The organism is Amycolatopsis sp. cg9 (assembly GCF_041346945.1).
Taxonomy (GTDB): domain Bacteria; phylum Actinomycetota; class Actinomycetes; order Mycobacteriales; family Pseudonocardiaceae; genus Amycolatopsis.
The window spans coordinates 10,181,611-10,196,682 of the sequence record NZ_CP166850.1 but is presented as its reverse complement, the minus strand read 5'-3'; the positions used below and the strand labels follow the sequence as shown (position 1 = coordinate 10,196,682).

The 15,072-nt window shown below is 74.7% G+C and carries 1 protein-coding gene and 1 pseudogene; both read left to right on the top strand.

Features of this window, described 5'->3' with window-relative positions; translation table 11 throughout:
* Window positions 1-7 precede the first annotated feature (7 nt).
* Window positions 8-3,262: pseudogene (locus tag AB5J73_RS46835) on the top strand (type I polyketide synthase); the annotation flags it as partial.
* A 129-nt stretch (window positions 3,263-3,391) separates the two neighbouring features.
* A complete protein-coding gene (locus AB5J73_RS46830) occupies window positions 3,392-15,061 on the top strand; it encodes a type I polyketide synthase (protein WP_370973556.1) in 11,670 nt (3,889 codons plus the stop codon).
* Window positions 15,062-15,072 lie beyond the last annotated feature (11 nt).

Here is a 15,072-nt window from a genome sequence, read left to right as displayed (position 1 = left end):
CAAGCGCGTGACGGCCGACCTGCACCAGACCAGGCAGCGGCTGCAGGCGGCGGAGGCGGCCGAGCAGGAGCCGATCGCCATCATCTCCCTGGCCTGCCGGTACCCGGGCGGGGTCGCCACGCCCGATGACCTGTGGGACCTCGTCGCGACCGGCACCGACGCGATGTCGGGCTTCCCGGAGGACCGCGGCTGGGACGTCGAGCGCATGTACGGCGACGAGGGCGCCCGCGCGGTCGAAGGCGGGTTCGTCCCCGACGCGGCCCGGTTCGACCCCGGCCTGTTCGGCATCTCCCCGCGCGAGGCGCTGGCCATGGACCCCCAGCAGCGCCTGCTGCTGGAGACGTCCTGGGAACTCCTGGAGCGGGGCCGGCTCGACCCGTTTTCGTTGCGCGGCAGCCGGACCGGCGTCTTCATCGGCGCCAACGCGTCCGGCTACAGCAGCACGCTGCAGGCGGCCGCCGGTTCCGAGGGCTACCTGCTGACCGGTGAAGCGCCGAGTGTCATGTCCGGGCGGCTGTCCTACACCTTCGGGCTGGAAGGCCCATCGGTCACTGTGGACACTGCCTGTTCGTCGTCGCTGGTCGCCTTGCACTGGGCGTGCCAGGCGCTGCGGCAGGACGAGTGTGGGCTCGCGCTGGCGGGCGGCGTCACCGTGATGGTGAGCCCGCTGGCGTTCGCCGAGTTCAGCCGCCAGCGAGGATTGGCCTCGGACGGCCGCTGCAAGTCCTTCGCCGACGCCGCCGACGGCACCGGCTGGGGCGAAGGCGTCGGCATGGTCCTGCTCGAAAAGCTGTCCGACGCCCGCCGCAACGGGCACCGGATCCTCGGCGTCATCCGCGGCTCCGCGGTGAACTCCGACGGCGCGTCCAACGGGCTGACCGCCCCGAACGGCCCGTCCCAGCAACGGGTCATCCGCCAGGCACTCGCGAACGCCGGTCTGTCCACTTCGGACGTCGACGCGGTCGAAGCGCACGGCACCGGAACCGCGCTGGGCGACCCGATCGAGGCGCAGGCCCTGCTGGCCACCTACGGCCAGGACCGCCCCGCGGACCGCCCGCTGTGGCTCGGCGCGCTGAAGTCGAACATCGGGCACACGCAGTCGGCGTCCGGCATCGCGGGCGTCATCAAGATGGTCATGGCGCTGCGGCACGAGGTGCTGCCCCGCACGCTGCACGTCGACGCCCCTTCGTCCGAAGTGGACTGGTCGGCGGGCGCGGTGGAGCTGCTGACCGAGGCACGTCCGTGGCCGGCCGGCGAGTCGCCGCGGCGCGCGGGGGTGTCCGCGTTCGGCGTGAGCGGCACGAACGTGCACGTCATCGTCGAGGAAGCGCCCGCGGCCGAGCCCCTCGAACCCCCGGCCCCCGCCGCCGGCCTGCTCCCGTGGGTCATCTCCGGGGCGAGCGACGCGGCACTGCGCGAGCAGGCGGAGCGCTTGCTGGCGGCCGACCCCGACCCGGTCGACGGCGGCTACTCCCTGGCGGTCACCCGCGCCGGCCTCGCCCGCCGCGCGGTGGTGCTCGGCGCGGATCGCGAGGAGCTGCGGGCCGGTCTGGAGCACATCGAGGACGCCGTCACCGGAACGGCGGACCCGGACGCGCTGCTCGCGGTCCTCTTCGCCGGCCAGGGCGCGCAGCGGGTCGGCATGGGCCAGGAGCTCTACACCCGCTTCCCGGTCTACGCCGCCGCCTTCGACGAGGTCCTCACCCACTTCGATCCGGCTCTCCGCGATGCCTTCACCGACGCAGAGCTGCTCGACCGCACGGAGTTCACCCAGCCGGCGCTGTTCGCCGTCGAGGTAGCTCTCTTCCGCCTGGTGGAGTCTCTCGGCATCCGCCCAGACTTCGTAGCGGGTCACTCCATCGGCGAGATCTCCGCCGCGCACGTCGCCGGGGTCTTGTCCCTGGCGGACGCCTGCCGCCTGGTCGCCGCCCGCGCCTCCCTGATGCAAGCCCTCCCCACGGGCGGGGCGATGGTCTCGATCGCGGCCCCCGAGTCGGCCATCACCCTCACCGACGGCGTCTCCATCGCTGCAGTCAACGGCCCGGAGTCGGTGGTCATCTCCGGCGACGAGACCGCGGTCCTGGCGATCGCCGCGCAGTTCCCCAAGACCAAGCGCCTCAAGGTGAGCCATGCGTTCCATTCGCCGTTGATGGATCCGATGCTGGAGGAGTTCCGCGCGGTCGCGGAGTCTCTGGATCACCGCTCTGCGACGATACCGGTGATCTCGAATGTGAGCGGTGCTCTCGCGGAGCCGTTCACGGCGGACTACTGGGTGCGGCACGTGCGGGAGGCGGTTCGTTTTGCCGACGGGGTTGCCACGCTCGAAGCCGAAGGTGCGCGCATCTTCCTGGAGCTGGGCCCGGACGGCGTCCTCAGTGCGATGGTCGACGGAACCGCGATCAGTGCTCTACGACGAGACCGCTCTGAAGAGAGAGCGCTGCTCACGGCGTTGAGCACTGTTCACGTCCACGGTGTCGACGTCGACTGGGCTGAGTTCTACCCGGGCGGCCGCCGCGTCGACTTGCCCGGGTACGCCTTCCAGCGAGAACGCTTCTGGCCGCGCGGCGGCGTGGTGCACGGCGACGCCGGCTCGCTCGGCATGGGCGGTCTGGACCACCCGCTGCTCGGCGCCGCGGTCAGCCTGGCGGGCCACGACGGCGTCGTCTTCACCGGCCGGCTGTCGCTCGAAACTCAGCCGTGGCTCGCCGGGCACGCGCTCGGCGGCGCGGTCCTCGTCCCGGGCACGGCGCTGCTGGAACTGGCCGTCCGCGCCGGCGACCAGGTGGGCTGCGACCTCGTCGACGAGCTGACCCTCGAAGCCCCGCTCGTCCTGCCCGGCCGCGGCGGTGTCGCGATCCAGGTGTTCGTCGGCCCGGCCGACGGCGCCGGCCGCCGCGAACTCACCCTGCACTCCCGCCCGGACGACGGCGCCACCCCCGGCCAGGACACCGACACCTGGACCCGGCACGCGAGCGGCCTCCTCGCGACCGGCGCCCCGCCGGCCGCGGAGCTTACGGAGTGGCCGCCGCCGGGCGCCGAGCGCGTACCGACCGACGGCCTCTACGACGGTCTGGCCGCCCTCGGCTTCACCTACGGCGCGGCGTTCCACGGCCTGCAGTCGGTGTGGCGCCGCGGCGAGGACACGTTCGCCGAGGTGACGCTGCCCGAGGAGTTCCAACCCGACGCGGCCGCCTTCGGCCTGCACCCGGCCCTGCTGGACGCGGCCCTGCACCCGCTCGGCCTCGCCGCCCCCTCGGCCACCCCGGCGGCGGGCGCGGGTGGCGTGGCGTCGGGTGTCGCCACCTCGCCGGCCACGCCGGCGGCGGGCGTGGATGGCGTGCCGTCTGGCCTCGCCACCCCCTCGGCCACCCCGGCGACCGGCGCGGATAGAGTGCCGTCGGGTGTCGCCACCTCGCCGGCCACCCCGGCGACGGGCACCGGCGGCATGCCGTTCTCCTGGAGCGGCGTCGCCCTGCACGCCTCCGGTGCGACGGCCCTGCGCGTCCGCCTGTCCCCGGCCGGCGACAACGCCGTCGCCGTCACCGTGCACGACCAGTCCGGCGGCGCCGTCGCATCGGTGGATTCCCTGGTCCTGCGCCCGATCGCCAATCCCACGGTCCCGGCCCAGAACGGCTCCCTCTTCCGGCTCGACTGGACCGCGGTCCCGGCGGGCCCGGCAACCGACGCGGTCGTCCTCGGCCCGGACACCTTCGGCCTCGGCTTCCCCGAAGTGTCCGATATGGACACCGACGCACCCCTCGTCTTCGCCACCGTGCTCGCCGAGAACGTCAAGAACGAGCCGGTCACGACCTCGCGAGCCACCCACCGGGCACTGGCACTGGTGCAGGAGTGGCTGGCCGCCGACCGGCCGGGCAGGCTGGTCGTGGTGACCCGCGACGCCGGCACCGACCCCGCCGCGGCCGCCGTCCAGGGCCTGGTGCGCTCGGCCCAGTCCGAGCACCCCGGCCGGTTCCAGCTCCTCGACCTCGACGGCACCGAACACCCCGACCTCACCACCCTGCCGGCGGCCGAACCCCAGCTCGCCGTCCGCGAAGGCAAGTTCACCGCGCCCCGGCTGGTCCGCGCCCACAGCGGTGCCCTGACCGTCCCGGGCGAGTCGTGGCGGCTCACCACCACCGGCGGCACCCTCGACGGCCTCAGCCTCACCCCGGAACCCGAGCCGGAACTCGGCCAGGGCGAGGTCCGGGTCGCCGTCCGCGCCGCCGGGATCAACTTCCGCGACGTCCTGATCGCGCTCGGCATGTACCCGGACCCGGCGGCCGTCCTCGGTTCCGAAGCCGCCGGCGTCGTCACCGAAGTCGCGCCGGACGTCACCGGGCTCGCGCCCGGCGATCGCGTCATGGGCCTGTTCACCGGCGCGTTCGGCCCGGCCGCCGTGACCGACGCCCGGCTGCTCGTGCCGGTGCCGGAGGGCTGGACCTTCGCCGAGGCCGCCTCCGTGCCGGTCGCGTTCGTCACGGCCTACTACGCCCTGTTCGACCTCGGCGGGCTCGAAGCCGGCCAGTCCGTGCTCGTCCACGCCGCGGCCGGCGGGGTCGGCATGGCCGCGGTCCAGCTCGCCCGCGCGAAGAACGCCGAAGTGTTCGCCACGGCGAGCCCCGCCAAGCACGACGCCGTCCGCGCGCTCGGCGTCACGAACATCGCGTCCTCGCGCGATCTCGAGTTCTCGCCACGGTTCCTGGCCGCCACCGGGGGCCGCGGCGTGGACGTCGTCCTCAACTCGCTCACCGGGTCCTTTGTGGACGCTTCGTTCGACCTGCTCCCGCGCGGCGGCCGGTTCCTCGAAATGGGCAAGACCGACCTGCGCGACCCGGCCGCCCGCGACGGCGTCGCCTACCTCCCGTTCGACCTCGGCGACCCCGGCCCGGACCGCATCCAGGAAATCCTCCGGGACCTGCTGACGCTGTTCGGAAACCGAGCGCTGACCCCCTTGCCCGTCAAGGCGTGGGACGTCGTCCGCGCGCCGGACGCGTTCCGGTTCATCAGCCAGGCCAAGCACGTCGGGAAGAACGTCCTCACCGTCCCCGCCGCCCCGGACCCCGACGGCACGGTGCTCGTCACCGGCGGCACCGGCACCCTCGGCGGCCTGCTGGCCCGCCACCTCGTGACCACCCACGGCGTCCGGCACCTGCTGCTGACCAGCCGCCGCGGCGCCGCCGCCCCGGGCGCGGCCGAACTGGTCGCCGAGCTCACCGCACTCGGCGCGGACGTGCGCGTCGAGAGCTGCGACGTCACCGACCGCGCCGCCCTCGCCGCACTGCTGGACCCGGTGCGCCTGACCGGTGTCGTGCACACCGCGGGCGTCCTCGACGACGGCGTCGTCGAGTCCCTCACCCCCGAGCGGCTCGACGCGGTCGTGGGACCCAAGGTCGACGCCGCGCTGAACCTGCACGAGCTGACCCGCGACCGCGATCTCGCGTGGTTCGCCCTGTACTCCTCGCTGGCCGGGGTCGCCGGCGCGGCGGGCCAGGCCAACTACGCGGCCGCCAACGCCGCCCTCGACGCGCTCGCCACCCGGCGCCGCGCGCAGGGCCTGCCCGGTGTCTCGCTCGCCTGGGGCCAGTGGGCCGAAGCCAGCGGCATGACCGGCACCCTCGACGACGAAGACCTCTCCCGGATCGCGCGTTCGGGCATCGGCGCGCTCGGCACCGGCGAAGCCCTCGCCCTGTTCGACGCGGCCCAGGTGGCCGGCACCGGTTGTGTCGTCCCGGTGCGCGTCGACCTCGGCGCACTGCGGGCCCAGGCCGAGCACCTGCCGGCGTTGTGGCACAGCCTCGTCCGCGTGCGCACGCGCCGCGCGGCCGGTCCCGTGCCGGGCGCCGAAGGGCTGGCCGCGAAGCTGACCGGGCTCAGCGCGGACGACGTCCGCCGGTTCCTGCTCGACCTCGTCCGGACGCACGTCGCCGCCGTCCTCGGGCACGACGGCGCCGAAGCCGTCGAGCCCGCGAAGGCGTTCAAGGACCTCGGTTTCGACTCGCTGACCGCCGTCGAGCTGCGCAACCGGCTCACCGCGGTGACCGGCCTCCGGCTCCCGGCGACGATCACCTTCGACCACCCGAACCCCCAGGCGCTGGCCGCGCTGCTGCAGGCGGAACTGGGCGGCGACGCCGGCACCAGCACGCCGGCGGTGGTCACGACGGTGACCGACGACGACCCGATCGCCATCGTCGCGATGAGCTGCCGCTACCCGGGCGAAGTGACCTCGCCGGAAGAGCTGTGGCACCTGGTCGAGACCGGCCGCGACGCGCTCACGGCGCTGCCCGCCGACCGCGGCTGGGACCTCGCCGCCCTGGACGCCGCCGAGGGCGGGTTCGTGCACGACGCGGGCGGGTTCGACGCCGAGTTCTTCGGCATCTCGCCGCACGAAGCCCTCGCCATGGACCCGCAGCAGCGGCTCCTGCTGGAAATCTCGTGGGAAGCACTGGAACGCGCCGGGATCGACCCGCGCTCGCTGCGCGGCAGCAGCACCGGCGTGTTCGTCGGCGCCGCGCACCAGGCCTACGGCAGCGGCGTGGCCGAGGTCGCCGCCGGCGTGGAGGGGCACCTGCTGACCGGCAACGCGACCAGCGTCGTCTCCGGCCGCGTCTCCTACACCTTCGGCTTCGAAGGCCCCGCCGTCTCGGTCGACACCGCGTGCTCGTCGTCCCTGGTCGCCCTGCACTGGGCGGTCCAGGCCCTGCGCCGCGGCGAGTGCGACCTCGCGCTCGCGGGCGGGGTCGCGGTGATGGCGCAGCCGGGCATGTTCGTCGAGTTCGACCGCCAGGGCGGGCTGTCCTCCGACAGTCGCTGCAAGGCGTTCGCCGAGTCCGCCGACGGCACGGGCTGGGGCGAGGGTGCGGGCCTGGTGCTGCTGGAGCGCCTGTCCGACGCCCGCCGCAACGGGCACGAAGTCCTCGCCGTGGTAAGGGGTTCCGCGGTGAACTCCGACGGCGCGTCCAACGGCCTGACCGCACCCAACGGTCCCTCGCAGCAACGGGTCATCCGCGCCGCGCTGGCCGGGGCCGGGCTGGCACCGTCCGAAGTGGACATGGTCGAAGCGCACGGCACGGGCACCACGCTCGGCGACCCGATCGAGGCGCAGGCCCTCCTCGCGACCTACGGGCAGGACCGCGAAGAGCCGCTGTGGCTCGGCTCGCTCAAGTCGAACATCGGGCACACGCAGGCCGCCGCGGGGGTCGCGGGCGTGATCAAGGTCGTCATGGCGCTGCGGCACGGCGTCCTGCCGCGCACCCTCCACGTGGACGCGCCGTCGTCGCGCATCGACTGGGAGTCCGGCGCGGTCGAGCTGCTCATCGAAGGACGGCGCTGGCCCGAAACCGGCCACCCGCGCCGCGCCGGGATCTCGTCGTTCGGCATCTCGGGCACCAACGCCCACACGATCATCGAGCAGGCCCCGGCCGCCGCCCCCGCCGCCCCCGTCGCCCAGCCCGAGCCCGGCGTGGTCCCGTGGCTGCTCTCCGCCCGCGACGCCGACGCGCTGACCGCGCAGGCCGACCGCCTCCGCACGCACGTCGAGGCGCGGCCGGAGCTTTCGCCGGTCGACGTCGGCCATTCGCTGGCTCGTTCCCGCGCCGCACTCGACCACCGCGCCGTGGTGTTCGGCCGCGACCGCGCGGAACTCCTGGCGGCACTGGAAAACCCGCCGGTCACCGGCATCGCCCGCCCGGACGGGCGCTTGGCGGTGCTGTTCACCGGCCAGGGCGCGCAGCGGGTCGGGATGGGCCAGGAGCTCTACGCCCGCTTCCCGGCCTACGCCACGGATTTCGACGAGATCCTCACCCACTTCGATCCCCGCCTCCGCGACGCCCTCACCGACGCCGAACTGCTGGACCGCACCGAGTTCACCCAGCCCGCCCTCTTCGCCGTCGAAGTGGCCCTCTACCGCCTGGTCGAGTCCTTCGGCATCCGCCCGGACTTCGTAGCGGGTCACTCGATCGGCGAGATCTCGGCCGCCCATGTCGCCGGAGTTCTGTCCCTCGAGGACGCCTGCCGCCTCGTCGCCGCGCGCGCCTCCCTGATGCAGGCCCTGCCCGCGGGCGGGGCGATGGTCTCGATCGCGGCCCCCGAGTCGGCCATCACCCTCACCGAAGGCGTGTCGATCGCCGCGGTCAACGGCCCGGAGTCGGTGGTCATCTCCGGCGACGAGACCGCGGTCCTGGCGATCGCGGCGCAGTTCCCGAAAACCAAGCGCCTCGCCGTCAGCCACGCGTTCCACTCGCCGCTGATGGACCCGATGCTGGAGGAGTTCCGCGCGGTCGCCGCGTCCCTGGACTACCGCTCTGCGACGATACCGGTGATCTCGAATGTGAGCGGTGCTCTCGCGGAGCCGTTCACCGCGGACTACTGGGTCCGGCACGTGCGGGAGACGGTCCGCTTCGCCGACGGCGTGTCGACGCTCAAGGCCGCCGGGGTGGGCGTGTTCCTGGAGCTGGGCCCGGACGGCGTCCTCAGCGCGATGGTCGACGGAACCGCGATCAGTGCTCTACGACGAGACCGCTCTGAAGAGAGAGCACTGCTCACGGCGTTGAGCACTGTTCACGTCCACGGTGTCGACGTCGACTGGACGTCGTTCTTCCCCGGTGGCCGCCGCGTTGATCTGCCCACCTACGCGTTCCGGCACCGGCGCTACTGGCTCGCCGGCGAGCCCGGCACCGCGCCCGGTGCCGCGGCCGGCGGTGACTCGGGGTTCTGGGATGTCGTCGCGAGCGGCGAGCTCGCCACCGAGCTGGCGCTGGACGACGACGTCGCCGCGGCGGTGACCCCGGCCCTGTCGGCCTGGTACCGCCGGCGGCGCCAGGAGTCCACTGTGGATTCGTGGCGGTACGCCATCGCCTGGCGGCCGGTCACGCCGGACGCCGCCGCGCCGGCCGGGAACTGGCTGCTGGTCGTTCCCGAGTCAGGGGAGGCCGGGGTCGTGGCCGGGGTCGCGCAAGCGATCATCGAGCGCGGCGGCCGGATCACCCCGGTGCGGATCGACCCGCTGCTCCCTCGCGCGGAGTTCGCCGAGCGGGTGCGCGGGGCCCTGGGCGATGCCGAAGTGGACGGGGTGCTTTCCCTGCTGGCCCTCGCCGGCACCGGGATCGCGGCGGGCACGGCCACACTGCTGCAGGTCCTCGGCGACCTCGGCACGGGCGGCCGGCTGTGGTGCCTCACCCGGGGCGCGGTCGCGGCCGTGCGCGCCGACCACGTCGAAGCGCCGGTCCAGGCCCAGGTCTGGGGCCTCGGCCGGACGGCGGCCATGGAACACCCCCAGCGCTGGGGCGGCCTGATCGACCTCCCCGCCGAGCTGGACGACCGGGGCCGCGAACGGCTCGCCGCCGTGCTCGCCGGTACCGAGGACGAGGTCGCGCTGCGCCCGTCCGGGATCTTCGCGCGACGGCTGGAACGGCGCGCCGCGACGGCGGGCGAAGCCTGGCAGCCGCGGGGAACGGTGCTGGTCACCGGCGGCACGGGCGCGCTCGGCGCCCAGGTCGCCCGGCGGCTGGCCGCCGGCGGCGCCGAGCGGCTGGTGCTGCTCAGCCGCCGCGGACCGGCCGCGCCCGGAGCCGCGGAACTGGAAAGCGAACTGACCGCGCTCGGCTGCGAGGTCTCGATCGTCGCCTGCGACGCCGCCGACCGCGACGCCTTGGCCGCCGCGATCCCCGATGACGTCCGCGCGGTGGTGCACACCGCCGGCGTCCTCGACGACGGCGTCATCGAGTCCCTCACGCCGGAGCGGTTCGACACCGTCCTGCGCGCGAAGGCGACCGCCGCCGAGAACCTGGCCGCGCTCACCGCGGACCTCGACGCCTTCGTCCTGTTCTCCTCCATGGCCGGCGCGTTCGGCGCGGCGGGCCAGGGCAGCTACGCCGCGGCCAACGCCCACCTCGACGCGCTCGCGCAGCAGCGGCGGGCCGCCGGCCTGCCCGCCGTCTCGATCGCGTGGGGCCCGTGGGCGGGCGACGGGATGGCCGCCGGGGACGCCGAAGCGCGGCGCCGGCTGCGTGCCGCGGGGGTCGCTGCCCTGGAACCCGGCCTCGCCCTCGACGCCCTCGCCGCCGAGGCCGGCGGGGACGCGCCGGTGGCGGTGGTGGCCGACCTCGACTGGGACGTCTACCTCCCGGCGCTGCGGGCCGTCCGGCCCCGGCCGCTGTTCACCGGGTTCGCCGAAACCGCCGAGACCCCGGCGGCGCCCGGAGAACCGGTGGGCCTGCTCGCCGGACTGTCCGAAGAGGACGGCGGCCGGAAGGTCCTCGACCTGACCCGCACGCACGTCGCGGCCGTCCTGGGCTACCCCGACGCCACCGCGGTCGACGCCGGGCGCGCGTTCTCCGAAAGCGGGTTCACCTCGCTGACCGCGGTCGAGCTGCGCAACCGCCTCGACGCGGCGACCGGGCTGAGCCTGCCCGCGACCCTCGTCTTCGACCACCCGACGCCGGCCGCGCTGGCCCGGCACCTGCACCGCGAACTCCTCGGCCGGCTGCCGGAACCGGTCGAGACCGGCCCGGCGCCCGCCCGCACCGACGAACCGATCGCGCTCGTCGCCATGGGCTGCCGGTTCCCCGGTTCGGTCGCCACGCCGGAAGACCTGTGGCGGCTCGTCGCGGACGGCGTCGACGCGATGACCGGCCTGCCCGAGGACCGCGGCTGGGACCTCGGCGCGCTCTACGACCCGGAACACGGCAAGAGCGGCCACAGCTACGTCCGCGACGGCGGTTTCCTCGACGCGGCGGCGGAATTCGACGCGGCCTTCTTCGGGATCTCGCCGCGCGAAGCCCTCGCCATGGACCCGCAGCAGCGCCTGCTGCTCGAGATCACGTGGGAGGTCTTCGAACGCGCCGGGCTCGACCCGCAGTCGCTGCGCGGCAGCCGCACCGGCGTGTTCGCCGGCACCAACGGCCAGGACTACGCCGGCTTGCTCGGCGCGGCGGGCGAGGAGGTCGGCGGGTTCATCGGCACCGGCAACGCGGCCGCGGTCGTGTCCGGGCGGCTGGCCTACGCGTTCGGGCTCGAGGGCCCGGCCCTCACCGTCGACACGGCGTGCTCGTCTTCGCTGGTCGCCATCCACCTCGCCGCCCAGGCCCTGCGCCGCGGCGAATGCGACCTGGCCCTCGCCGGCGGCGCGACCGTGATGTCCACCCCGGCCACCTTCGTCGAGTTCAGCCGCCAGCGCGGCCTCGCTTCGGACGGCCGCTGCAAGGCCTTCGCCGAGGCGGCGGACGGCACCGGCTGGGGCGAAGGCGCCGGTCTGGTGCTCTTGGAGCGGCTGTCCGACGCGCGCCGGAACGGCCACCGGGTCCTCGCGATCGTGCGCGGCTCAGCCGTGAACTCCGACGGAGCCTCGAACGGTTTGACCGCGCCGAACGGTCCGTCGCAGCAGCGGGTCATCCGGGCCGCGCTGGCCGACGCCGGTCTGTCCACTTCGGATGTCGACGCGGTCGAGGCGCACGGCACCGGAACCACCTTGGGTGACCCGATCGAAGCCCAGGCCTTGCTGGCGACCTACGGGCAGGAGCGCGAAACGCCGCTGTGGCTGGGCTCGGTGAAGTCCAACATCGGCCACACCCAGGCCGCCGCGGGCATCGCCGGGGTGATCAAGATGGTGCTGGCCATGCATCACGGGGTCCTCCCGCGGACCCTGCACGTCGACGCGCCTTCGTCCCATGTGGACTGGACCGCGGGTGCCGTCGAGCTCCTCACCGAGCCGACGCCGTGGCCGGAGACCGGCCGCGCCCGCCGCGCCGGGGTGTCGGCGTTCGGCGTCAGCGGCACCAACGCCCACCTGGTCCTCGAAGCCGGGGAACCCGAGCCGGCGGCCACCGTCCGGAGTGGACTCACGCTCTGGCCGCTGTCCGCTCGCAACGAGCAGGCCCTGCAGGACCAGGCCCGCCGCCTCCGCTTGGCCGTCACCGGCGACGTTCCCGCGGACGGGGTCGGCCGCACCCTGGCGACCGGCCGCGCGGCCCTCGAACACCGGGCCGTCGTGCTCGGCGACGGCACCGGCGAACTCCTCGCCGGGCTGGCGGACCTGGACAACGCCGTCCGCGGCACCCCGGTGCCCGGCGGGCGCCTGGCCGTGCTGTTCACCGGCCAGGGCGCGCAGCGCGCCGGGATGGGCCGCGAGCTGTACGACCGGTTCCCGGTGTACGCCGACGCGTTCGACGCCGTGTGCGCCGAGTTCGACGGCCTGCTCGACGCGTCCCTGCGCGACATCGTCTTCGACGGCGGCGACCGCCTCGACCGGACCGGCTACACCCAGCCCGCGCTGTTCGCGGTCGAGGTCGCGCTCCACCGCCTCGTGACGGCGTGGGGCGTGCGCCCGGACTTCGTCGCCGGCCACTCGATCGGCGAGATCTCGGCCGCCCACGTCGCCGGGGTCCTGTCGCTGGCGGACGCCTGCCGTCTGGTCGCCGCGCGCGCCTCACTCATGCAGGCGCTCCCGTCCGGCGGTGCGATGGTCTCGATCGCGGCCCCCGAGTCGGCCATCACCCTCACCGAAGGCGTGTCGATCGCCGCGGTCAACGGGCCGGAGTCGGTGGTCATCTCCGGCGAGGAAGCTGCCGTGCTGGCGATCGCCGCGCAGTTCCCGAAGACCAAGCGCCTGACCGTCAGCCACGCCTTCCACTCACCCCTGATGGACCCGATGCTGGACGAGTTCCGCGCGGTCGCCGAGTCGCTGGATCACCGCTCTGCGACGATACCGGTGATCTCGAATGTGAGCGGTGCTCTCGCCGAGCCGTTCACCGCCGACTACTGGGTCCGCCACGTGCGCGAGGCGGTCCGCTTCGCCGACGGTATTGCGACCCTCAAAGCCGAGGGCGTGACGACGTTCCTGGAGCTGGGCCCGGACGGCGTGCTCAGCGCGATGGTCGACGGAACCGCGATCAGTGCTCTACGACGAGACCGCTCTGAAGAGAGAGCACTGCTCACGGCGTTGAGCACTGTTCACGTCCACGGCGTGGACGTCGACTGGGCCGCGTTCTACCCGCCGGCGGCCGCGGTCGACCTGCCGACCTACCCGTTCCAGCGGCAGCGCTTCTGGCCCGAGCCCGCACCCGCGGCCGCGGTGTCCGGAGTGGACGCCGAGTTCTGGCGGGCCGTCGAGGGCGAAGACCTGGATTCGCTCGGGTCGCTGCTCGGCCTCGACGGCGACCAGCGCGCCGCGATCGGCACCGCGCTCCCGGCGTTGTCCGGCTGGCGGCGGGAGTCCCGGGTGGACTCGCCGGCCGACTCCTGGCGCTACCGCGTCGTCTGGCGCAAGCTGCCCGAAACCGGGGCCGCCGTCTCGGGCGACTGGCTGTTCGTCCTGCCGGAAACCCTCGACGACCCCGGCGCGGTGACGGCGGTGGCGGGTGCCTTCGCGACGTCGGGGGCGCGGCCGCTGGTCGTCCGGGTCCCCGAGGACGCCGACCGCGTCACCGTCGCCAAGCTGGTCGAGGCCAAGCTTGCGGAAGAAGGCTCGGCGCCGGCCGGTGCGCTGTCGCTGCTGGCCTTCGCGGCCGGCGCGCCGGGCTCGGCCGTGGCGGGCGGGCTCCCGCAGACCCTCGCGCTGGTGCAGGGCCTCGGCGACGCGGGCGTCACCGCGCCGCTGTGGTGCGCCACCCGCGGTGCGGTCGCCACGACGGACCGCGAGCCGGTCGCGGACCCGGCCCAGGCCCAGTTCTGGGGCTTCGGCCGCACGGTCGCGGTGGAACACCCGAACCGCTGGGGCGGCCTGGTGGACCTGCCGGAGACCGTCACGCCCGAGGACGGCGAGCGGCTGTGCGCGGTGCTCGCGGCCGGCGGCGAGGACGAAGTCGCCGTGCGGTCCGCCGGGGTCTTCGCGCGCCGGCTCGTCCGCGACACCGGCAGCGGTCCACAGTGGACGCCGTCGGGCACCGTGCTCGTCACCGGCGGGACCGGCGCCCTCGGCGGGCACGTGGCCGGCTGGCTCCTCGGTCACGGTGCCGAGCACGTCGTGCTCGCGAGCCGCCGCGGTGGCGAGGCACCGGACGAGCGCATGACGGTCGTCGCCTGCGACATCGCCGACCGGGACGCGGTCGCGGCGCTGCTGGCCGAACACCCCGTCTCGGCGGTGGTGCACGCGGCCGGCGTCCTCGACGACGGCGTCGTCGACACCCTCACCGGCGACCGGTTCGCCGAGGTCCTGCACGCCAAGGTGACCGGCGCCCGGGTCCTCGACGAGCTGACCGGCGACCTCGACGCCTTCGTGCTGTTCTCCTCGCTCGCCGGCGCGGTCGGCGCCGCCGGGCAGGCGAACTACGCGGCCGCCAACGCCGAGCTGGACGCGCTCGCCCAGCGCCGTCGCGCGACGGGCCGCGCGGCCGTCTCCGTCGCGTGGGGCCCGTGGGCGGGCGACGGGATGGCCGCCGAAAACGCCGACCGCATGCGGCGCGCCGGGGTCACCCCGCTGCCGCCGGCGGAGGCCGCGGCCGCGCTCGGCCGGATCACGCGCTCGCAGGTCGTCGCCGACATCGACTGGGACACCTACCTGCCGGGGCAGCTCGCGGCCCGTCCGCGGCCGCTCTACACCGAACTGGCCCCGGTGGCCCCGGTCGCCGAAGTCCACACCGGACTCTCGGACCGGCTGACCGGGCTGTCCCCGGCCGATGCGGGCGAACTGGTCCTCGACGTCGTCCGCGAGCACGTCGCGGCGGTGCTCGGCCACGGCCGGGCGGCGGACGTGGCGCCGGACCGGGCGTTCAGCGAGACCGGCTTCACGTCGCTGACCGCGGTCGAGCTCCGCAACCGCCTCGACCGCGTCACCGGGCTGAGCTTGCCGGCGACGCTGATCTTCGACTACCCGTCGCCGGCCGCGCTGGCCCGGCACCTGACCGCGGAACTGGTGGGCGACGAGCCCGCGCCGCGCGGGGTCGACGGGCTGCTCGACGAGCTCGGCCGGCTCGGCGCGAGCCTGGGCGAAGCCGACCGGGCCCGGGTCGCCGAGCAGCTGCGGCTGCTCACGGTCGGGTGGGCGGGCGAAGCCGCCGCCCCGAGCCTCGACACCGCCAGCGACGAGGAGATGTTCGACCTCCTCGGCAAAGAGTTCGGCATCTCCTGATCCGGCGCCCG